Genomic DNA, 21,676 nt, shown 5'->3' on the forward strand with positions numbered 1-21,676 from the left:
CGCCGTAGCGCGGACGTAGGCTGGTCCGGTTCTTCAACCTAGGAATTCCGGGCCATCCCATGAGCACCTCTTCGCACGCGGCCACCGCCGCCACCCCAGCTTCCCACGACAGCGCACGCGCCCAGGCCGTGCGCGACTTCATCGCCCAGGTCAAGGCCGTGGCGCCGGATCCGCGCCAGGCCACGCCCGACCAGCTGGCCCGCGTGGCCACGTTGCTCGAAGCCCTGGGCCGCCGCCGCGAACTGTTTTCCGCCGACGCCTTCGCCGTGGTGCCGGGCCGCCCCACGTCGATCTACCGCCTGGCCGAAGACGTGGACGGCGGCTATGCGCTCTACCTGTCGCTGGGCGAAGCGGGCAAGGCCCAACCGCCGCACGACCACACCACCTGGGCCATCATCGCCGGCGTATCCGGCAACGAGCGCAACGAGGTCTACGCCCGCAGCGCCGGCGCCGAACCCGGCCGCGACGTGCTCACGCACGTGCGCCGCGTGGACGTGGGCCCCGGCAACTCCATCGTGCTGGGGCCGAACGACGTGCACACCATCGAACTGGTCGGCGACGCGCCCGGCGCGCACCTGCACTTCTACGGGCTGGCGCTGGACCGGCTGCACGGCCGCGTCGTGTTCGAAAGCACCGCGGGCGGTTCGTACCGCACGTTTTCGCCGCCCGCCGCCATCTATCACGCCCGCCTGTCGGCAGCCGGCCTGCAAGCCGAACTGCGCGGCGAAGCCGAGATCGCGGTGCTGGACGTGCGCGAGGCCGGCCGCTACGCCCGCCGCCACCTGCTGTACGCCGTGCCCGCGCCGCTGTGGCGCCTGGAAGTGCTGGCCGACCGCCTGGTGCCGCGCCGCGACACCCGCATCGTGCTGGTCGACGACGACGAAACCCTGGCGCACCAGGCCGCCGCCAAGCTGACGCGACTGGGCTGGACCGACATCTCGGTGCTGGCCGGCGGCACCGACGGCTGGGAACAGGAAGGGCGCGAACTGTTCTCGGGCACCAACGTGCCCAGCAAGGCGTTCGGCGAGGTCATCGAACACGAGAAGCACACGCCGTGGATCGACGTCGATGAACTGCACGAGCGCGTGGCCCGCGGCGACGACATCGTGGTGGTCGACAGCCGCACGCCCGAGGAATTCCACAACTTCACGCTGCCGTTCTCGCACAGCCTGCCGGGCGCCGAACTGGTCTACCGCATCCGCGAACTGGCGCCGGACCCCAAGACCTTCGTGGTGGTCAACTGTGCTGGCCGTACGCGCAGCATCGTCGGCGCCCAGACGCTGATCGACGCCGGCATTCCCAACCGCGTGGCCTCGCTGCGCAACGGCACCATGGAATGGCTGCTGTCCGGCCGCGAGCTGGCCTATGGCCGCCAGGCGGCGTTGCCGGAACCGTCGGCCGAGAGCATCGCCGCCGCCCGCGAGCAGGCCCGCGACGTGGCGCAGCGCGCCGGCATCGGCTACATCGACGCGGCCACGCTGCAAGCCTTCGAGGCCGACCAGTCGTCGCGCACGTTGTACAAGTTCGACGTCCGGACCCGCGAAGAATACGAAACCGGCCACCTGCCGGGCTGGCGCTGGGCGCCCGGCGGCCAATTGGTGCAGGCCACCGACGAATACCTGGCTACGCGCCGCGCCCGCGTGGTGCTGGCGGACTGGGACGGTGTGCGGGCGCAGACCACCGGCGCCTGGCTGGCGCAATTGGGCGCGGTCGAGGTCTACCTGTATCAGCCGCCGGTCCTGGCCGCCCTGGAACGCGGCGCGGAAACGCGCCGGGTGCTGCGCCACCGTCCCGACGCACCGGCCCTGCGTGCCCAGGCCTTGCAAGCCGCGCTCGACGCCGGCGAGGTCGATGTGTTCGACGTGGAATCGCGCCTGGCCTACGAACGCGGCCACGTGCCCGGCGCCCGCTACGCCGCGCCCGACCGCCTGCATGAGTTCCTGCCGACCGACCCGCAACGCGCCCTCGTGCTGACGTCCCCCGACGGCGTGCTGGCCAGCGTGGTGGCGGCCGAGCTGGCCTGGCGCACCGGCCGGCCCGTACGCTATCTGCTGGGCGGCACCCGCGCCTGGCAGGCCCAGGGCCTGCCGCTGGCCCAGGGCGCCGACGGCGTGCTGACCGGCGACGATGACCAGAGCATCAGCCCCTACCTGTTCGACGACCTGTCGGCCCGAGACCAGGGCTTTCGCGAGTATCTGGATTGGGAACTGGGCCTGGTGGCGCAACTGGAACGCGACGGCAGCGCAGACATCCGGCTGATCGCCGCAGGTTGACGGGCAGGAACCATGGCACCCCTCTGCCAGTAATCAGGATATGCCTACAAAGTTGTTCCTGACTGTAAGCTGAACACATATTCTCCGGATTCCCAGGCCTGTTCGCGCCTGCTTCCGGAGAACATGATGACCCTATCCAAACTGCTGGCGGCCGCCTTCGCCGCGCTGGCCAGCCTGATGGCGTTTCCCGCCACGGCGCAGCACGCCAAGTTCCTGGTCACCACCGAGTGGCTGGAAAAGAACCTGAACGACCCCAAGGTGCGCGTGGTCGAAGTCAGCGTCAACCCCGGCCTGTTCGAACGCGGCCACATCCCCGGCGCCAGCAACGTGAACTGGCACACCGACCTGGTCGACACCGTCAACCGCGACATCGCCCCGCCCAGGCAATTCCAGGCGCTGCTCGAACGCACCGGCATCAACACCGACACCACCACCGTGCTGTACGGCGACAACAACAACTGGTTCGCCGCCTGGGGCGCCTGGATCTTCGATATCTACGGTATCGACAACGTCAAGATCCTGGACGGCGGCCGCAAGAAGTGGGAAGCCGAAGGCCGCCCGCTGTCCAACAGCGCCAAGGCCCAGGCCGCCGGCAACGCCCGCATCAAGGACGCCAACCCCGCGCTGCGCGCCCACCTGCAGGACGTGCTGGCCGTGGCCCGCAAGGACAAGCCGGGCGTGCTGGTCGACATCCGCTCCGCCGACGAATACAACGGCAAGATCTTCGCGCCCAATGGCGTGCCCGAACTGGCGGTCCGCGCCGGCCACGTGCCCGGCGCCGTGAACGTCACCTGGAGCAAGCTGGTCGCCGAAGACGGCACCTTCAAGTCCGCCGACGAGCTGCACGCCATCTACCAGGCCGCGGGCGTGGACGGCAGCAAGCCCATCATCACCTACTGCCGCATCGGCGAACGCTCCAGCCATTCCTGGTTCGCGCTGCGCAAGCTGCTGGGTTACGACGTACGCAACTACGACGGCTCGTGGACGGAATACGGCAACAGCGTCGGCTCGCCGATCAGCAATCCGTCCGGCACGGTGTGGGGCAAGACGTAAGGTGAGCGTTCCGGGATACTCCGCGCCGCGGGAGACGGCGGCGCAGCATGATGCCGTGCCGTCGGCCCATGCGGCCCTGCGCTACACGGCCGCCGCCACGCTGTTGGCGGCGGTGTTTCTCGCCGCCTGGCAGCTCGCACCGCTGCCCGACGGCGGCCGCAACCTGTCCTTGTCGCTGCTGCTGGGCGCAGCGTTCGGCATCGTCCTGCAACGCTCGCGCTTCTGCTTCTACTGCATCGCCCGCGACGCCATCGAACGCCGCGACCCACGCGGCGCCTACGCGGTACTGATCGCGCTGGCGGTCGGCACGCTGGGCTACCACGCCGTGTTCGGCGCCTTTCTGCCCATCCCCACCCCCGACCGTCTGCCCCCCGGCGCCCACATCGGCCCGATCAGCCTGGCGCTGGTCGCCGGCGCCTTCGTGTTCGGCCTGGGCATGCGCCTATCGGGTTCGTGCATCAGTGCGCACTTGTACCGCCTGGGCGAAGGCGCGCTGGCATCCCCATTCGCCCTGTTGGGCGCAGCGCTGGGCTTCACCCTGGGCTTTGCGACCTGGAACACGCTCTACCTGTCGATGATCCAGGAAGCCCCGATCATCTGGCTGCCCAGGCACTTGGGATACGGCGGCACGGCGCTGCTGCAATGCGTAGTGCTGGCACTGTTGGCGTTGGCGCTGAGCAGGCTGGGCCGCGCAGGGCAGGGGACGACGGCACGGATTCCACCGACGTCTAACGACTCCGCGGCGCTGTCGGTGGACGCCCAACCCGGCAATGGGGCGTTGCCCAAAAGCGGCACCGTGCCACTCTGGCGCACCGTGCTGGAAGACCGCTGGTCGCCCGCCATCGGCGGCCTGCTGGTGGCGTTCATCGGCGTGATCGCCTACCTGCGCATCGCCCCGTTGGGTGTGACAGCGGAACTTGGCAGCGTGGCCCGCACCACGGCATCCGCCGCCGGTTGGCTGCCTTCCCGGCTCGAAGGCCTGGATACCTTCGCCGGTTGCGCCACGGCAGTCAAACAAGCCCTGCTATCGAACAACGGGGCATTCGTATTGGCTCTGATCATCGGTGCATGGGCATCCGCGTTGGCGGCCGGCGCGTTTCGGCCGAAGTTGCCTGGTTGGCGAGAGGTGGCGCGTAACTTTACTGGTGGCGTCTTGATGGGGTGGGGCGGGATGACAGCATTGGGGTGTACCGTCGGGACATTGCTGTCGGGGGTGATGGCGGGTGCGCTGTCAGGTTGGATCTTCGGTGTGGCGTGCGTGGCGGGCATCTGGGTGGCGTTGAAGTTGCGGCCTACTCGGTGATGGTTTGTCGCTGGTTATCGTGAATCGTGGCGTTATCTCTTCGTAGGTCGCCCCTCGCGGCGGCGGCATGCGGGGCGGGCGCCCACGATTGCGGTCCGGCGCGCGGGCGCCGGACTGCCCCTTCGTCATCCTCGTACGCCTTCGGCTCCCTACGGATTCCCTCGGGCGCATCGAGGTTGCCCGCCCCGCATGCCGCCGCCGCGAGGGGCTACGTGCGTCTTGGTTTGTCGCGTTGCTAGACCCGTGGTCAGGGCATGAAATCTACAGGGCCGCCAAGCCGCGGCCGCGCGGGCGGCCACGTTTGGCATTGCGGCGTTGGAAAGTGTGGCAGGGACGCTGCGCGCTTGTGGAGAAGAGAGAAAGACGAGTCGCGGCGTTTGCTCGCCACCACCACTGGCAAGAGCACTTTTCTTGGCCAGCGCGCAGCGTCATCGTCACGACGCCCAACCACCGCGTAAGTCAGGCGGGGCCGCCCGCGCGGCCCCAACTGACGGGCCCCGCAAGTCTGGCCGCATTAATTCGCTCTAGCAGCGCCGCGAACCCGTTGAAATGTAGCTTGGGGCGCAGGCCATGCGGGGGACGGGCAACCTCGATGCGCCCGAGGGAATCTGAAGATACCGTCTTGGCCGTCAAGTAGAAAAAGCGTAATCAGGCCTGTAAGGCTGCCGCGTCTTGAGCACGCCGAAGCACAGATGCACCACTTTTCGCATGCAGGCGCCCAGGGCCGACATCTTGCTCTTGCCCGCGGCCAGCAGTCGTTGATACAACGCCCGCACATGGGGGTTGTGCTTGGACGCAACGACGCCAGCCATGTATGCCAACGCCCGTACGTCCGCAGGACCGGCCTTGGACATGCGGCTACGGCCGCGCAGCGACGTGCCAGACTGTCTCTGCACCGGCACCAAGCCCAGATACGCCGCCAGATCCTCTGCACACTTGAAGTGGTGGGTATGCATCACCCGCAGCATGGTTCTGGTCATTTTCGGCCCCACCCCGGGTATGGTCGCCAACAACCTGGCGTCTTCCTTCAAGTCAGGATGCCGGTCGATATGGTCGTCGATGGCCTTCTCCAGGCGAGCGATCTCCTTGCCGTAAAAGCTCAGCGTGTCGCTGATCGAACGTTCCACCAGCTCCGAGGGCGAGCTGGCCTCGATCTTCTCCTGGCGGTTCATCGTGCGCAGCCGATCCTTGGACAACGCTTCCAGTTGGGTAATCAAGGCACGCAGCTCGCGCACATGGGCCGGCGGGGGCTGCCAGACGGGCGGCTTCATCGCCACGCCATAACGGGCCAACACCACGCTATCGAGTGCGTCGGTCTTGGACCGCATCGCCAACGCCCGACTGAAGTCGTGCACGTTGGCCGGGTTGGCCACCGACACCGTCAGCCCGCCATCATGCAGCGTCGTCGCGGCTTGCTCGTGATAGGGCCCTGTGGCTTCCAACACGGCGTGAACCTGGTCAGCCGCGGCGCCATGCTTGGCGCACCACCGGACTAGGTCGTGCACCCCGTCCCGGCTATTAGGGACAACCTTGCTTTTGCGCTTGTCGTTCTCTGGATCCAGCAGCAACGTGCAGTCCAGCTTCAGCTTGGAGACATCAATACCCAGATAGATCATCGTCATACCCTCCATACAAAGAAAGTATGCCAACTGCGCCCACTTACCTTGTGCATGCAGGGTCAAGCCCTAGGCTACCGTCCAGTGTCCGCGATGGCGTCAGAGGTGAGAGACAGGGGTTTAGTCTTCAGAACAGGGTCAGGCACCTAAGGGAGCCGCAGAAACTCACCTGTCTCTCGTGGAATGGTAGCTAACCATCCCAGGGCTCAAGATACAAGGGAGCCGAAGGCGGACGACGATGACGAAGGGGAAGTCCGGCGCCCGCGCGCCGGACCGCAATCGTGGGCGCCCGTCCCCCGCATGGCCTGCGCCCCAAGCGGCCCTACGAAGCACGACCTATGCAGGCTTCAAACGACCTGTCTAGAATCTATCCAAGCCCCAACAACCCCTCACACAACCGCGGCGACTTCATCTTCTGCAGCCACCACTTCAACGCCTCCCCAGGCGCCTCGGCCCGCCATGCATACGCCACGTGTTCCGTCAGCGACATGCCTTCGTCCGTTTCGCACACCACCAGCACCCCTTGCGACAGGTAAGGCGCCGCCAGCGTCAGGGGAAGATAGCCGCATCCCAGCCCGCGGATCTGCGCTTCGATCTTGGCCTGCATCGTCGGCATCACCAGCGTCGGCTGTTCCGCCAGGATGCCGCGCGACTGCGGCGGGAGATTGCGTGACGTGTCTGCTACCACCACCGCGCAATAGCGCGTGATGTCCGCGCGGCTCAGCGGTTGCGGGGCCGATGCCAGCGGGTGGTGCGCCGCCACGCAGAACGCGAACTGGGCCTGGCCCATTGCCTGGGATCGGTACGGGCCGGTCGGTTCGCCCGCCGCGCCGGCGCCGATCACCAGATCTGCGCGGCCCGACGTCAGCGCGTCCCAGTTGCCGCTCAGCACTTCTGTTGAAAAGCGCAGCGTCGTTGCCGTCTCAAGCGCCTGGAATTCCTCGATCAGGTCGTATAGCGGCCGCCAGGGCAGCACGGCGCTGACCGCGATGCGCAGTTCCACTTCCCAGCCCGTGGCGATCCGTTTCACCCGGCAGGCCAGATCGTCCAGCGATTGCAGCACGTGGCGGCCGTCCTTGAGCAGGGTTTCGCCGGCCGGCGTCAGCAGCGCCCGGTGGCCCGAGCGGTCGAACAGCAGCACATCCAGGCCGTCTTCCAGCTTGCGGATCGAATACGTCACCGCCGACGGCACCTTGCCCAGCTCGCGCGCCGCCTTCGCGAAACTGCCGTGGCGGGCGATGGCGTCCACCAGTACCAGGAGTTCGGGGGTAATCGCTTGCATCAGGGGGCTCCGGCTGATCGTTCAAATAAATTGAATGGTTCCGTCAAATCATAGCGTCAATCACCCGGGTCGGACCAGGCACAATTCTATTCATGCCGGTTCAGCAGCCAAGCCAGATGCACCGATAGATCGATGCCAGCGGCTGCAAGACCATTCACTTAATTGCAACAGGGAGTCCACTATGCTTACCATTCGCCGCAGCGCCGAGCGGGGCCATGCCAACCACGGGTGGCTCGACTCGTTCCATACTTTTTCCTTCGCCAACTACTACGACCCCAACCACATGGGCTTTGGCGCGCTGCGTGTCATCAACGATGATCGCATCGCCGCCGGCCGCGGTTTCGGCACGCATGGTCATCGCGACATGGAAATCATCACCTACGTGCTGGATGGCGCCATCGCCCACAAGGACAGCATGGGCAGCGGCTCCACCATCCAGCCCGGCAACGTCCAGCGCATGAGCGCCGGTCGGGGTGTCATGCACTCGGAATTCAACCCGCGTGCCGACAAGGAAACCCACATGCTGCAGATCTGGATCGAGCCTGACGTCACCGGCATTGCGCCGGAATATGAAGAAAAGGCCTTTTCCGACGAGCAAAAGCGCGGTCGCCTGCAAGCCCTGGTGTCGGGGGATGGCATTGACGGGTCGATGAAGATCCACCAGAACGTGCGCCTGTATGCCGGTCTGTTCAACGGGGAGGAGTCCGCCACGCTCGACCTGGCCGCTGGCCGCCGTGCCTGGGTTCATGTGGCCCGCGGCAGCCTGTCCGTCAACGGCATCGAGCTGGCGGCCGGTGATGCCGTCGCCATCACCGATGAAACCCGTGTCGCGCTGTCCGGCGGCAAGGACGCCGAAGTGCTGGTGTTCGACCTGGCGTAACGCCAGCGGCCGGGCGGATCGCCGCCCGGCCTTGTTTCCCCCTTGCCGCGCAGGGCGGTTCAGCAATGAGCCGGCCCGGCTTAAGATGGCCGCAGGGCCACCCTACAGGAGCGTATTCCATGTCCACCTTGACCCAACCCGGCGAAAGCCAGATCGAAACCGTCGTCGTGCCGCGCACCAGCGACCTGGGCGGCTTCGAAGTTCGCCGCGCGCTGCCCTCGGCGCAGCGCCGCACCGTCGGCCCCTTTGTCTTTCTCGACCACATGGGCCCCGTGGAATTCAACGCCGGGTCCGGCATCGACGTACGGCCGCATCCGCACATCGGCCTGTCCACCGTCACCTATCTGTATGAAGGGTCCATGGTGCACCGCGATGGCGCCGGCAATACGCAGACCATTTTGCCGGGCGAAGTGAACTGGATGACCGCCGGCCGGGGTATCGTGCACTCCGAGCGTTCCTCGCCCGAAAGCCGCCAGGCCGCGCAGCGCCTCTGTGGCCTGCAGATCTGGGTCGGCCTGCCCAAAGCACACGAGGAAACGGATCCTGGCTTTACGCATTACGGCCTGGACGCCCAGCCCGTGATCGAAGGCGAGGGCGTACGCGCGCAGGTCGTGGCGGGCTCGCTGTTTGGCAAGACGTCGTTGGTCAAGACCCATTCGCCGCTGTTCTATGGCGACCTGCAATTGCAGGCCGGCGCCGTGACCGTGCTGCCGGCCGAACATGAAGAGCGCGCGGCCTATGTGGCGACCGGTTCCGTCGAAGTGGACGGGCAGGTGTTCGAAAGTGGCCGCCTGATCGTCTTCGCCCCGGGCCGTCCGGTGCAGATCCGCGCCCGTACCGATGCGCGCTTTGCCGTGCTCGGTGGCGAGCCGCTGGAAGGCCCGCGCTTCATCTGGTGGAACTTCGTGTCCAGCAGCAAGGACCGCATCGAGCAGGCCAAAGAGGAATGGCAGCGCAATCGCTTCGGCCAGACCGTGCCGGGCGACGAGACCGAGTTCATTCCGCTGCCCGCGCCGCGGGCGTGATGCGAACGTGCGTCCAGACGCGTCCGCTGCGGTGAAGTTGCCGCGGATGGGCGTGGACAGCAAACGGGCCTGCAAGCCCGGCGATGCCGGGGATGCAGGCCCGTTTAACGTTGCGCGTGTGCCTAGCGGGTTTTCACCGGCACGAAGTTTTCTCCTTTGAAGACACGCCGGGGGCCGCCGCGTTCCACCTGGTGGTGGAACTGGCGGCGTTCGGCCCGCTGGGCCGCTTGCAGGGCCTGCACGCGGTTCGCCAGCCGGTGGGCGATCAGCAGCGTGGCGATGCGTTTGTTGGCATGTTGGCTGCGTTCGGTCTGCACCTTCACGGTGATGCCCGTGGCCACATGCGTTGCGCGCACGGCCGACTCGGTCTTGTTGACGTGCTGGCCGCCCGGGCCGGAGGAACGCGTCGTTTCGAAGCGGATCTCGCCGGATAGCTGACGCGTCGGCATCTCGCAGCGCAAGGCGCCGATGAACCAGTTCTTGCGGGCGTGGCCCAGGCGGTAGGGGCTGGCGCAGATCCACTGGATCGAGCCTTCCCAGTCGGCCGCAAGGCCTGCCGCGCCCGCGCCGTCCAGGCTCAGCAGCACCGAGCGGTAGGTGCCGGCCCTGGCGCCGGCTTCGGATTCCAGCACGTCCACGTCGATGCCCAGGCCACGCGCTTCGCGCAGCAGGCAGGCCAGCGCCTTGGCGACCGCCAGGCAGCATTCGTCGGGCCCGTGGGCCGCGGAGAGTTGCAGCAGTTCCATCAGCAGCATCCTCCGCGCGTCTTGTAGGTCAGCACCGGACGCAGCTTGGCCAGCACCGTCACCAGCCCCGCCTGTTGCAGGCTGTCGATGACGCTGTCCACGGGCTTGTAGGCCTCGGGCGCTTCTTCGTAGATCAGCTGCTTGTCCTGGCAGACGACGTGGCTGCCCAGCTTGGTGCGGCCCAGTTGTGCCGGGGTGTAGCGCTTGAACAGCCGGTCCTTGCACTCGCCGCGCATCCACTTGCGGCCGGCGCCATGCGCCAGCGAATACAGGCTGGCGGCGCTGGGTATCGGCGCCACCAGGTAGCTGAAGTCGCCGCGAGACCCCGGAATGACGACCAGCCCGGCATCCGACGGCGTCGCGCCCTTGCGATGCAGCCAGCCGGCTTCGCCCTGGATCACCGACGGCGTCACCAGGTTGTGGTTCACGTCCAGCACCGGCTCGCCTTTTGCGCCCAGGCGGTCCAGCATGCGGCGTGCGATCAGCTGCCGGTTGGCTTCGGCGTAGCGCAGTGCGCCGTCGTGCTGCGCCAGGTAGGCCGTGCAGTCTGCGCCGTCTTGCGCCAGGCCGGCATGGCCATGCCGATGCAGGTGGTCTTGCAGAATGGCGCCGCCCAACCCGCGTGAACCGCTGTGCACCAGCAGCAGGAGCCGCCTGGTATCCAGCCCCAAGGCGGCGACCGCCGGCGGGTCGACGACCTCTTCGACGCGTTGCAGCTCGGCAAAATGGTTGCCGCCGCCGATGGTGCCCAGCGCCTGCCGATAGCCCACGTCAGCGGGCGCCAGTTCGGCCACCAGGTCCTGCCAGCGGTCGTCCAGTGGCGTGTCGATGTCGCCCAGCCGCTTGTCGAGTTTCTCGGGCGCCGCGCGGCGCGCGTCCAGTTCGGTCGACCAGAGCGCCATGCCGCAGCCGATGTCGCCGCCGATCAGGGCGGGGTACAGGCGGCCAGTGGAAAAGAACGCGGCGCCCACCGGGTAGCCCCGGCCGGGATGCAGGTCGGGCATGCCGGCCACGCGGCGCATGCCGGCAAGTTCAGCGGTGGTGTGTAGTTGTTGGATCGCGTTGCCTTCGATCCAGGTCTTGTCCGAGGCGATCAGCGTGACGCGCTCGGACAAGGTTTGAATGCAATTGCCCATGGTATTTCCAGATCAGATCGTCGAGGGCTTGTTCCCATGGCCGCGTGCCGCGTCTTGCGCAGGCGTGCGGATGCCGCGCTCGGGCAGGCGATGGCCGTGCGGGGGCGAGGCGTATGGGAGACCCTGTGTGGCAGGTCCGGGCCAAGGCAATGCGAATGGATTGCTATGCGACCGTCACCCGTCGGATTGACGGGCAGGGCTGCATGCGCGGGTGGCATGCAGTGGCGACAGCAAGAAGAATTCGAACGGACTAGACGCGGCCTGCAGCGTGGGAAGTTTGTTGTGGCATCGTGTGTTGCATGATTTTTTCCTCCTGTGCAGTTCGGTTGTGTGAGGGCGCGGGCCCCAAGAGAGCGCCACTCTATCATCGATTGCCACGAGGTGACGCATCATCATGGGCAAAGCGCCGTCAATCTGGCGCAAGGCGTATGCATTGCGCCACAGTCGCGCCAAGTTCGCGCCACCTGGTGCATCCCCGCAAGGCCGGCTCGCGTCCGTTTTCACGCGGCCGCCACGACGCCGTGCGCAGCAGTATGATGCGCATCCCTAACTTGATAACAATAGGGATGGAGACATCATGCAACGCATTACCCTGAACGTCCTGCGTACCGTGGCCGCGCTGGCGCTGGTCCACGGCGCCGCCGCCGCGCAGGCGGCCGGCTATCCGGCCAAGCCCATCACCTTCATCGTGCCCTACACCGCGGGCGGCACCACCGATCTGGTGGCGCGCACCGCGGGCCAGAAGGTGGCCGAGAAACTGGGCCAGCCCGTCATCGTCGAGAACCGTCCCGGGGCGGGCGGCAACATCGGCATGGACGCCGTGGCCAAGGCCGCACCCGATGGCTACACGATCGGCTTCGGCGCCATTTCGACCAACGCGCTCAATCCCTTCGTCTACCCGTCGATGCCGTTCGACCCGACCAAGGACTTCACCGGCGTCAGCATGCTGGGCGCCTCCACCGTGGTGCTGGAAACCGGCCCGGCCCTGAAGGTCGACAGCGTCAAGGACCTGGTGGCCTACGCCAAGCAGCATCCCGGCACTGCCTTCGGCACGCCGGGCACCGGCACGTCGATGCACCTGGCGGGCGTGATGTTCGACCAGCTGACCGGTACCGGCATGCAGCACATTCCGTACAAGGGCAGCGCGCAGGGCCTGAACGACCTGTTGGGCGGCCACTTGCCGGTGATGTTCGACAATCTGCCGGCGTCCTTGCCGCACATCAAGGCGGGCAAGGTCCACGCCCTGGCGGTGACCGGCAGCAAGCGCGCGCCAGCGCTGCCCGACGTGCCGACGCTGGCCGAGCTGGGCTATGGCGCAGCCGTGGTGGATCCGTGGTTCGCGGTGTACGGTCCGGCCAGGATGCCGCCGGAAGTGACGGCCGCGCTCAGCGCCGCGTTCCGCGAGGCGCTGGCCATGCCGGATGTGAAGGACAAGCTGGAGCAGGCCGGCTTCATGCCGTATGGTTCGACGCCCGAGGAAGTCGAGCGCCTGACGCGCAGCCAGTACGACGCCTTCAAGGCGCTGTCGCAAAAGGTGAAGCTGTCGGCGGATTGACGCGTCGGCGTGGCAGGGGGGGGCATGGGCGGCGGGGCGCCGCCGTGCCCGCTGCCTGCAAGGCTCGCGGGCTAGCGGCCGCGCGCGAACACCTGTTCGCGCTGCTCGACCAGCGTTTCGCGGCGGATGAAGTCGCGCACGAAGTCGTCGGCGGGATGGTGGTGCAGGTTGTAGGGCGTGTCCCATTGGGCGATGCGCCCGGCCGCCATCACGCCGATGCGGTCGGCGATGGCGAAGGCCTCGGCCTGGTTGTGCGTCACCAGGATGGCGGTGTGGCCGGTGGTCTTCAAAATCTCGCGCACTTCGAACGCCAGGCGTTCGCGCGTGTCCACGTCCAGATTGGAAAACGGTTCGTCCAGCAGCAGCAGGTCGGGCGAGGGCGCCAGGGCGCGCGCCAGCGCTACGCGTTGCTGCTGGCCCCCGGAGATTTCGTGCGGATAGCTGTTGGCCGCGTGCGCCAGGCCGACCAGCGTCAGCATTTCTTCGACGCGGCGGGTGCGCTCGGCGCGCTCCAGGCGGCGCAGGCCAAAGGCGACGTTCTCGGCCACCGACAGGTGCGGAAACAGCGCGTAGTCCTGGAACATCATGCCGACGCGGCGTTTTTCGGGGGCCACCTGTTCGGTGGGCGACGAGATGACGCTGCCGTCCAGCAGGATGCGGCCGGCGCGCACCGGCTCGAAGCCGGCAATGGCGCGCAGCACCGTGGTCTTGCCGCAGCCGGATTCGCCCAGCAGGCAGCCGATATCGCCGGTGGGCAGGCCCAGCGTCAGGTCCTGCACCACGGGGCGCAGGCCCTTGGGGGTGTCGTAGGCCAGCGAAATATGGTCGAGTTCAAGCAGATCGGGCACGGTGGTCAATGTCCCATTTTCAGATTGGTGCGCGCCAGCAGGATCACGGGCAACAGGCCGGCCAGCACGATGGCCAGCGCCGCGACGGCGCCTTCTTCGTAGGTGCCGCGGGCCGCTTCGGCATAGAGCCAGGTGGCGAGGGTGTCGAAATTCATTGGCCGCAAGAGCAGCGTGGCTGGCAGTTCCTTCATGGCGTCCACGAACACCAGCAGCGCGCTGGCGGCCAGGGCCGGGCGCAGCAGCGGCAGGTGAACGCGGCGCAGCGTGCCGGCCGAGGTCTCGCCCAGCAGCCGCGAGGCCTGTTCCAGCGACGGCGGCACGCGCGCCAGGCCCGCTTCCAGCGCGCCGGTGGAAATGGCCAGAAAGCGGATGGCGTAGGCGCATACCAGCGCGGCCATCGACCCCATCAGGAACAGGCCCGTGCCGCCGAAGAGCTTGGCCACGGCGGTGTCGATCCAGACAAAGGGCGTGAGCAGGCCGATCGCCAGCACGGTGCCGGGTACCGCGTAACCCAGGCTGGCGATGCGGGCGCAGGCGCGGCCCGGGTTGAAGCCGGCGCTTTCGCGCAGCGTGCGGCCGGCCCAGGCCACGATCAACCCGCAGACCAGGGTAACGATCGTCGCGCTGAAGGCCACGATGAGCGTATTGCTCAGGCCGTTGAGCAATTGGTTCGACACGCCGCCCACCAGGTGCAGGCGCTTGCTGGTTTCCACCACCAGGTACAAGGCTGGCGCGACAAAGCCGACCAGCACCGGGATCCAGCCCAGCACCACCGCCAGGGCCGCGGCCGCCCCACGCAGCCGGCGTGGCTGCATGGGCCGCATGCGTTGCGTATTGGCGTAGCGCTGGCGCTTGCGGCCATGGCGTTCCAGCAGGATCAGGCCGATCACGATGGCCAGCATGGTCAGCGCGATCTGCGCGGCGCCGGCCAGGTCGGACCGCGTGACCCAGGTGGTGTAGACCGACACGGTCAGGGTCTGCACGCCCAGGAATTCCGAGGCGCCGATGTCGTTCAGCGTTTCCAGCAGCGCCAGGCTGACGCCGACCACGATGGCCGGCCGCGCCAGCGGCAGCGCGACCCGGAAGAACACGCCGTAGCGGCCGGCGCCCAGCGTGCGGGCAGCTTCGAGCAGGCTGGCGGCCTGCGTCATGAACATGACGCGGGTGCTGAGATACACGTAGGGATACAGCACGAAGCCCAGCACGAAGATGGCGCCGTAGATCGAGCGCAGGTCCGGCAGCCGGAACTGGCGCGGGCTGTCGTAGCCCAGCAGGGTGCGCAGGGCGGTCTGGATCGGGCCGATCGGGTGCAGCAGATCCAGGTAAGCGAAAGCGATGATGTAGGTGGGCACCGCCAGCGGCAGCAAGAGCGCCCAGGTCAGCGCGCGCCGTGACGGGAATTCGTAGGCCGTCACCAGCCAGGCGGCGCCGGTGCCCAGCAGGGTGACCAGCACGCCCACGCCGGCCAGCAGCAGGGCAGTGTTGGCCAGGGCGTGCGGCAGCACATAGTTGGCCAGGTGCTGCCAGTGCGACAGGTCGCCGCCCAGCGCCCACCAGACCAGCGTAAGCACGGGCGCCAGCACGGCCAGGGCGATCAGGACCGCGCCGGTCAGCCAGCCGGCGCCGCGTTCAGCCCAGCGCAACCGCAGGGGCCGGGGCAGGGAATCGGTATGCATGCTTCAGAAAGGCTGCTGCTTCAATAATGCTGCGAAAAGGGCGCTGCGCGGGGCAACGCCTGGAGCGTCAAGGCCTGCCGCTGCCCAATCCGGCGCGAGTCCGGGCTTGGGCAGGGGCAGGCCTGAAGGCAGGCGGGCGGCGCCGGTGGCGCCGCCTGGCCGCGTTTTAGTTGTCGAAACCGACCTTGTCCACCAGTTCGCTGGCTTGCTTGCGGAACTTGGCGATCTCGGTCAGGGGCAGGGGATCGACCTTCAGTTCGCCAAAGCTGGCGATCACGGGGTCGAGCTTGACGCCCTTGCGGACCGGGTATTCGTAGTTGGCCTGGGCGTACAGCGCCTGGGCGGGCTCGGACACCAGGAAGTCCAGCAGCTTGACGGCGTTGGCCTTGTTGGGCGCGTTGGCGGCCACGGCGGCGCCGCTGACGTTCACGTGGGTGCCGCCGCTCTTGCTGTTGGCGAAGGTCGGGCGGATCACCTTGATGGCGTCGCCCCACTTGCGGGCGTCGGTGCCGGCTTCGGCGTTCTTCATGTGGCCGACGTAGTAGGCATTGGCCAGGCCGATGTCGCAGATGCCGCCCAGGATGTCGCGCGCCACGTCGCGGTCGCCGCCGGCGGCCTTGCGGGCCAGGTTGGCCTTGACGCCGCGCAGCCATTTTTCGGTGGCTTCGGCGCCGTCATGGGCGATCATCGAAGCGACCATGGCGGTGTTGTAGGGGTGCTGGCCCGAACGGATGCAGACCTTGCCCTTCCATTTGGGATCGGCCAGGTCTTCGTAGCGGAAGCTGTCCAGCTTCAGGTCTTTTTCGACGTACAGCACGCGGTCGCGCAGCGACAGGGCGAACCACTTGCCGTCGGCGCCGCGCAGGTTGGCAGGAATGACCGATTCCAGCGTCTGCGACTTGATCGATTGCGTCACGCCGCCGTCGACCAGGTCGAGCAGGTTGCCGATGTCCACCGTCATCAGCACGTCGGCGGGCGACTTGGCGCCTTCGGCCTTGACGCGCTCGAGCAGGCCGTCTTTCACGAAGACGGTGTTGACCTTGATGCCGCTTTCCTTGGTGAAGGCGTCCAGCAGCGGCTGGATCAGCTTGGGTTCACGCGTGGTGTACAGGCTGACTTCCTCGGCGGCGTGGGCCGGGACGGCAAACGCGGCGGCACCGGCCAGGGCCAGGGTGCGCAGCAGCGTTTTCAATTGGGGACGCATAGACATGAAGGAACTCCGGCAAGGGATGCGGCGGTCAAAGCCAACGGATGGATGGCGTTGCCGCCTTGCAAAGCGGTCTGCTAACGAAAATGATTATCAAGTGAGAACGGGACAATAACAGGAAGTTTTAAGCCATTCAACTGTTCGTAAGCCGTGCAATCCCGCCCTTGATCCCCATCAATACGGCATAAGGGTATTACGGAATAATGAGAGCAATTATCATCGAGACCCTGTAGAATAGGGTCAACCCTAATACCGGCCGCGTCTTTTGTGCGGCGCGGTCTGACCTTGCGGTGCAAGTCCGGTTCGATGGCCTGCTCCTTGTTCCGCTCTTACTAGATACGACATGGCTGCTTTCAACACCGAGCGCGTGCTTAGCGTGCACCACTGGAACGACACCCTGTTTTCCTTTACCACGACGCGTGACGCGGCCTTGCGGTTCCACAACGGCCACTTCGTCATGATCGGCCTGGAAGTCGAAGGCAAGCCCCTGCTGCGGGCTTACAGCATCGCCAGCGCCAACTACGAAGAAAACCTCGAATTCCTCAGCATCAAGGTGCAGAACGGTCCGCTGACCTCGCGCCTGCAGCATCTGAAGGAAGGCGACACCATCCTGGTCAGCCGCAAGCCGGTGGGCACGCTGGTGGTCGACGACCTCAAGCCGGGCAAGCACCTGTTCCTGTTCGGCACGGGCACCGGCCTGGCGCCTTTCATGAGCATCATCAAGGACCCGGACGTCTACGAACGCTTCGACAAGGTCATCCTGGTGCACGGCGTGCGTTGGGTCAGCGAGCTGGCCTACGCCGACTTCATCGAAAAGGAACTGCCCAACAACGAGTTCTTCGGCGACGTGGTGCGCGAGAAGCTGGTCTACTACCCGACCGTCACGCGCGAACCGTTCCGCAACCAGGGCCGCATTACCGAGCTGATGGAAAACGGCAAGCTGTGCGCCGACATCGGCATTCCCCCGATCAACCCCGAAACCGACCGCGCCATGATCTGCGGTAGCCCGCATATGCTGGCCGACATCAGCGCCATGCTGGACAAGCGCGGTTTCGTGGTGTCGCCGGGCGTGGGCCAGCCGGGCGACTACGTGGTGGAACGCGCCTTCGTCGACAAATAAGCCGCCGGCGGCGCCTGCTGCTCGCATGAAAAAAAAGCCCCGTCCTGCATTGCACGACGGGGCTTTTGCTTTGGGGGCAGGGGCCTGCCGGCTCATTCCGGCTGGATGCCGGCCTTCTTGATGATGTCGCCCCACTTCTTCGATTCGGCCTGCTGGAACTGCGCCAGCTCGTCCGGCGTGGACGAGGCCGGGTCGGTGCCGGTCTGGGCATAGAACTGCCTGGCCGGCGCGCTCTGGGTGGCCTTGACCAGCAATTCGTTCAGGCGCTTGACCACGTCGGGCGGCGTGCCGGCCGGCGCATAGGCCGCGAACCAGTAGCCCATCTCGTAGCCCGGCACGCCGGATTCGGCGATGGTGGGCACGTCCGGCGCCAGCGGCGAACGCGTCAGGCCCGTGACGCCCAGCGCCCGCAGCTTGCCTGACTTGACCTGGGGCAGGCCGGTGGCGGTGTCGGTGATCATCATGTCGATCTGTCCGCCGAGCAGGTCGGTCACGGCCAGCGGGTTGCTCTTGTAGGGCACGTGCAGCAGTTGCACGCCCGCCATCTGCTGCAGCAGTTCGCCCGCGATGCGGCTGCTGGAGCTGCCGCTGCCGAAACTCAGCTTGCCCGGCGACTGGCGCGCCTGCGCCAGGAAGTCGCCCACCGTCCTGGCGGGCGAGCCGGGGTTGACCACCATGATCTGGCCGCCCTTGCCCAACAGCGAGATCGGGGCGTAGTCCTTGACCGGGTGATACGTCAGCGTCTTGTACAGGTGTTCGTTGGCGGCATGGGTGGTGTTGGTGGTGATCAGCACCGTGTAGCCGTCGGGCGCGGCGCGGGCCGCGGTGGCGGCGCCGATCATGGCGCTGGCGCCGGGCTTGTTCTCGATGACCACCGCCTGGCCGGTCTGCTCGGTGACGCCCTGGCCGATGGCGCGGCCGATCTGGTCGGTGGCGCTGCCGGCGGCAAAGGGCACGATGAAGGTGATGGGCTTGGCCGGAAAGGTCTGGGCCATGGCGGTCAGCGGCAGGGCCGTCAGCAGCAGGGCCAGCCGGCTCTTGAGGGTAAAGCGCATGGTGTTGTCTCCTGGGTGTGTTTTTTTATCGGGGGGGCAAACGGGTCAGGCGGGGGCGGGGCGGTCGCCCGGAATGTCGGGCAGCCGGTCGGCCAGCGCGGGGCTGACCCGGACCGTCATGTCCAGCAGGCGGAAAGACAGGCTCTTGCCGTGGGCGTCCAGGTTCAGCGCGTCGTTGACGCCGCCGTCCAGCACGCCTTCCAGCACGAAGTTCATGGCGTGCAGGGTGGGCAAGAGGTAACGGGTGACGCGCACCGGGTGGCGGTAGGCGAACCAGGCGGCCACACGGGCCTCGGTCACCTGCTCGGCCAGCACGGCGTAGCACTCGGGGTCCCAGGCGATGAGGCTCAGATTGGAGATGTCGCCTTTGTCGCCGGAACGGCTGTGGCCCAGGCGGTACAGGGATACGGCCACCCGGGGAGCGGCCACGGGGGAGTCGGCTTGGGGCGCAGCCGCCCCGGATGCGGTGGCAGGGTTCATTGTGCGATCTCTTCCAGGAAGCGCCAGCCGCTGTGCACGGCGTCACGGGGGATGGTGCAGGACACCATGTTCAGGCGCGGACGCAGCGCGGTGCGCACACCGCCGCCGCCGGCCGGGCCGCAGGTGTACAGCGCGGTGACTTCTCGCAGCACGCGTTCGGCCACCGCGCGGTCGGCGTGTTCGCCGGCCATGCGCAGGCGCACGTCGCGGCCGTGGCCGTCGGCTTGCGCGCCGCGTAATGTGCCGGCGTCGTCGTCCAGGATGCTGATGGCGCCGATCAGGTCGGCGCGCAGGCGCAGGGCCGAGCCCAGGCGTTTTTGCACGATGTCGGCAGCCAGCCGGGCGCGCGCTTCGGCCTGCACGCCGGCATACGAGATCTCGGCCTCGGCCAGCCAGCCGCCGTGATAGCAGACGTTGACTTTCAATTCGTCGGGCCGCGCATGGCCGGTGATGCCGCGCACGGCCACGCGGTTGCCGCCCAGGTCCTGCACCCGGGCCTCTGAAAGATCGGCCACGACGTCAGGCGTCAGGTAGCGCGCCGGGTCATGCACTTCGTACAGCAGTTGTTCCTTGACCGTGCGCGCGTCGACCGCGCCGCCGGTGGCATCCGCCTTGCCGATGACGAATTCGCCGTCGGCCTGGATCTCGGCGATGGGAAAGCCGGCCGCATGCACGTCCGGCACTTCTTTCAGGCCGGGCACGCAGAAGTAGCCGCCGGTGACCTGCAGGCCGCATTCCAGCATGTGGCCGGCCATGGTGGCGCGGCCCAGGCGCGGCCAATCGGCGAGGTCCCAGCCGAAGTGCGCCAACGCCGGGCCCAGCGTCAAGGACGGGTCGGCCACGCGGCCGGCCACCACGATCTGTGCGCCCGCCGCCAGGGCCTGGGCGATGTCGACGGCGCCCAGGTAGGCGGTGGCGCTGACCACGTCCACGCCGTCCAGTGCCGCGCCCAGGCGCTGGCGCAGCAGGTCGCGCTGCGCGGCCGATTCCAGTGCATCGCCGTGGATCACCGCGATACGCGGGGCGGCCAGGCCCTGGCGGGCGGCCAGTTCGGCAATGCGGCGCGCCGCGGCGACGGGGTTGGCGGCGCCGAAATTGCTGACGATGTTGATGCCGTGACGCAGGCAGTCGGCCAGCACGGGGGCGACCAGGTCATCCAGCAGCGGCTCGTAGCCGCGCTGCGGGTCCTGGTTGCGCGCCAGTTGGGCAAGCGCCAGCGTGCGCTCGGCCAGCGTCTCGAAGATCAGCGTGCCGCCACCCCGGGCGGCCAGCGTGCGCACCACGGCAGCGGCGCCGTCGCTGCGGTCGCCGGAAAAGCCCGAGGCGCAGCCGATGAGCAGGGGAGAGGAAGGCATAAAGGGTCCAGGCTGGGCGCGGCGGGCCGGGCGGCCGGTCGCGCAGGGAAAACTGGAGCCCACTATAGGCAGCGCCCGCTCATCAGTAAAATAGAAATATCGGATCAATTCATAAAGAAAAGCCATGAATCTGTCTGCCCGCCAATTGCGCGCTTTCGTGGCCCTGGCCGACGAAAGGCACTTCACCCGCGCCGCCCAGCGCTGCCACCTCACGCAGCCGGCCTTCAGCGCCCTCATCCGGCAACTGGAAGACAGCGCCGGGCTGCGCCTGTTCGACCGCAACACCCGCAACGTGGAGCTGACCGCCGAAGGCCGGGTGCTGGACGCCTCGGCCCGGCGCCTGCTGGCGGACATGGACCTGGTGATGGAAGACCTGCGCGACCACGCCGCCCGGCGCCGAGGCCGGGTGGCGCTGGCCGCCTTGCCGTCGCTGGCGGCGGGCTGGCTGCCGCACCTGCTGGCCCGGTTTCGCGCGCAGCATCCCGGCATTGCGGTGGACCTGCGCGATGCCTTGCTCGACCCGTGCCTGGACATGGTGCGCGACGGCCAGGTGGATTTCGCCGTGGCCTCGCGGCGGCCGGACATGAGCGACCTGGACAGCGAATTCCTGCACGCCGACCGCTATTTCCTGGTGTGCCGCGCCGACCATCCGCTGGCCCAGGCGGTGCGGGTGCGGCTGCGCGACGTCGTCAAATTTCCGCTGATCCAGCTGGCGCGCAACAGCAGCGTGCGCAAGCACCTGGACGCCGCGTTCGGCCCGGACGCACCGCCGCCGCTGTTCGAGGTGGAGCACCTGGCCACCGTCACCGGGCTGGTCCGCGCCGGGCTGGGCGTGGCGGTGGTGCCGGCCATGACCCTGTTCCATTTCGGCGGGGCGGACCTGCGCATCGTGCCGCTGGCGGGCAAGGCGCTGCTGCGGCCGCTGTACCTGGTGTGGCGCCAGGGGCGCAGCCTGCCGTTGGCCGCACAGGCGCTGTACGACTTGCTTTGGGCCAGCCGCGCGGACATCGGCGGCGCCCCGAAGGTTGGGTAAGATGGAAGATTCCGGGGTTTCGCAAAACCCTAT

At 67.5% G+C, this 21,676-nt stretch carries 18 protein-coding genes; 8 read left to right on the plus strand and 10 right to left on the minus strand.

The features are described 5' to 3' along the window. Positions 1 to 59: 59 nt before the first annotated feature. From ACUDP5_RS12955 to ACUDP5_RS12965, 3 genes are all read left to right on the plus strand, one after another. Complete coding sequence (locus tag ACUDP5_RS12955; RefSeq protein ID WP_445658932.1) at positions 60 to 2,273, plus strand: rhodanese-like domain-containing protein; 2,214 nt, start codon at positions 60 to 62, stop codon at positions 2,271 to 2,273. A gap of 123 nt (positions 2,274 to 2,396) precedes the next feature. Further along, the gene (locus tag ACUDP5_RS12960) at positions 2,397 to 3,326 is read left to right on the plus strand and encodes a sulfurtransferase (protein ID WP_445658933.1); all 930 of its coding nucleotides are present in this window, start codon (positions 2,397 to 2,399) and stop codon (positions 3,324 to 3,326) included. Between the two features lie 55 nt (positions 3,327 to 3,381). Then, complete coding sequence (locus tag ACUDP5_RS12965) at positions 3,382 to 4,629, plus strand: YeeE/YedE family protein (protein ID WP_445658934.1); 1,248 nt, start codon at positions 3,382 to 3,384, stop codon at positions 4,627 to 4,629. A 629-nt stretch (positions 4,630 to 5,258) separates the two neighbouring features. Here the strand turns inward: ACUDP5_RS12965 and ACUDP5_RS12970 are convergent. Both ACUDP5_RS12970 and ACUDP5_RS12975 read right to left on the minus strand, forming a co-directional pair. Further along, the gene (locus tag ACUDP5_RS12970; RefSeq protein WP_445659133.1) at positions 5,259 to 6,245 is read right to left on the minus strand and encodes an IS110 family transposase; all 987 of its coding nucleotides are present in this window, start codon (positions 6,243 to 6,245) and stop codon (positions 5,259 to 5,261) included. 367 nt (positions 6,246 to 6,612) lie between these two features. Next, positions 6,613 to 7,527, minus strand: coding sequence for a LysR family transcriptional regulator (locus tag ACUDP5_RS12975; protein WP_175217340.1), 915 nt, complete (start codon positions 7,525 to 7,527; stop codon positions 6,613 to 6,615). Between the two features lie 181 nt (positions 7,528 to 7,708). On the opposite strand from ACUDP5_RS12975, the gene ACUDP5_RS12980 reads away from it, so the two are divergent. Then, entirely contained in the window at positions 7,709 to 8,407 is a 699-nt protein-coding gene (locus ACUDP5_RS12980) for a pirin family protein (protein ID WP_263913490.1), read from the plus strand. 119 nt (positions 8,408 to 8,526) lie between these two features. Further along, complete coding sequence (locus tag ACUDP5_RS12985) at positions 8,527 to 9,432, plus strand: pirin family protein (protein WP_263913489.1); 906 nt, start codon at positions 8,527 to 8,529, stop codon at positions 9,430 to 9,432. A gap of 122 nt (positions 9,433 to 9,554) precedes the next feature. Here ACUDP5_RS12985 and prfH read toward each other — a convergent pair whose 3' ends face one another. Together prfH and ACUDP5_RS12995 are read right to left on the minus strand one after the other, a co-directional pair. Beyond that, positions 9,555 to 10,178: a peptide chain release factor H gene (prfH, locus tag ACUDP5_RS12990; protein WP_445658935.1), complete on the minus strand. Its 624-nt coding sequence runs from the start codon at positions 10,176 to 10,178 to the stop codon at positions 9,555 to 9,557. After that, positions 10,178 to 11,314, minus strand: coding sequence for an RNA ligase RtcB family protein (locus ACUDP5_RS12995; protein WP_445658936.1), 1,137 nt, complete (start codon positions 11,312 to 11,314; stop codon positions 10,178 to 10,180). Before ACUDP5_RS12995 ends, prfH begins: the two co-directional genes overlap by 1 nt. Before the next feature lie 577 nt (positions 11,315 to 11,891). Between ACUDP5_RS12995 and ACUDP5_RS13000 the strand changes: the two genes are divergently transcribed. Next, positions 11,892 to 12,869: a tripartite tricarboxylate transporter substrate binding protein gene (locus ACUDP5_RS13000; protein ID WP_263913486.1), complete on the plus strand. Its 978-nt coding sequence runs from the start codon at positions 11,892 to 11,894 to the stop codon at positions 12,867 to 12,869. Between the two features lie 71 nt (positions 12,870 to 12,940). Here the strand turns inward: ACUDP5_RS13000 and ACUDP5_RS13005 are convergent, their stop codons facing one another. The 3 genes from ACUDP5_RS13005 to ACUDP5_RS13015 all read right to left on the minus strand — a co-directional run bounded on the left by ACUDP5_RS13005 (position 12,941) and on the right by ACUDP5_RS13015 (position 16,603). Beyond that, entirely contained in the window at positions 12,941 to 13,717 is a 777-nt protein-coding gene (locus ACUDP5_RS13005; RefSeq protein WP_263913485.1) for an ABC transporter ATP-binding protein, read from the minus strand. A gap of 5 nt (positions 13,718 to 13,722) precedes the next feature. Beyond that, a complete protein-coding gene (locus ACUDP5_RS13010; protein ID WP_263913484.1) occupies positions 13,723 to 15,393 on the minus strand; it encodes an iron ABC transporter permease in 1,671 nt (556 codons plus the stop codon). A 166-nt stretch (positions 15,394 to 15,559) separates the two neighbouring features. Then, positions 15,560 to 16,603 (minus strand): Fe(3+) ABC transporter substrate-binding protein, encoded by a 1,044-nt coding sequence (locus ACUDP5_RS13015; RefSeq protein ID WP_263913483.1) that lies wholly within the window; start codon positions 16,601 to 16,603, stop codon positions 15,560 to 15,562. A gap of 340 nt (positions 16,604 to 16,943) precedes the next feature. Here ACUDP5_RS13015 and ACUDP5_RS13020 point away from each other — a divergent pair, with 340 nt between their 5' ends. Further along, positions 16,944 to 17,720, plus strand: a complete 777-nt coding sequence (locus ACUDP5_RS13020; RefSeq protein WP_263913482.1) for a ferredoxin--NADP reductase — start codon at positions 16,944 to 16,946, stop codon at positions 17,718 to 17,720. A 92-nt stretch (positions 17,721 to 17,812) separates the two neighbouring features. Here ACUDP5_RS13020 and ACUDP5_RS13025 read toward each other — a convergent pair whose 3' ends face one another. From ACUDP5_RS13025 to ACUDP5_RS13035, 3 genes are read right to left on the minus strand one after another with little or no spacing between them, the layout of a single operon-like run. Then, entirely contained in the window at positions 17,813 to 18,775 is a 963-nt protein-coding gene (locus ACUDP5_RS13025; protein WP_263913481.1) for a tripartite tricarboxylate transporter substrate binding protein, read from the minus strand. A gap of 45 nt (positions 18,776 to 18,820) precedes the next feature. After that, entirely contained in the window at positions 18,821 to 19,255 is a 435-nt protein-coding gene (locus ACUDP5_RS13030; RefSeq protein ID WP_445658937.1) for an AtuA-related protein, read from the minus strand. Then, positions 19,252 to 20,610, minus strand: a complete 1,359-nt coding sequence (locus ACUDP5_RS13035) for an acyclic terpene utilization AtuA family protein (RefSeq protein WP_445658938.1) — start codon at positions 20,608 to 20,610, stop codon at positions 19,252 to 19,254. The genes ACUDP5_RS13030 and ACUDP5_RS13035 overlap by 4 nt, the downstream gene beginning before the upstream one ends. A 124-nt stretch (positions 20,611 to 20,734) precedes the next feature. Here ACUDP5_RS13035 and ACUDP5_RS13040 point away from each other — a divergent pair, with 124 nt between their 5' ends. Then, positions 20,735 to 21,643: a LysR family transcriptional regulator gene (locus tag ACUDP5_RS13040; protein ID WP_263913478.1), complete on the plus strand. Its 909-nt coding sequence runs from the start codon at positions 20,735 to 20,737 to the stop codon at positions 21,641 to 21,643. The last annotated feature ends 33 nt before the right edge of the window (positions 21,644 to 21,676 follow it).

The organism is Achromobacter sp. NCFB-sbj8-Ac1-l, from assembly GCF_052695805.1.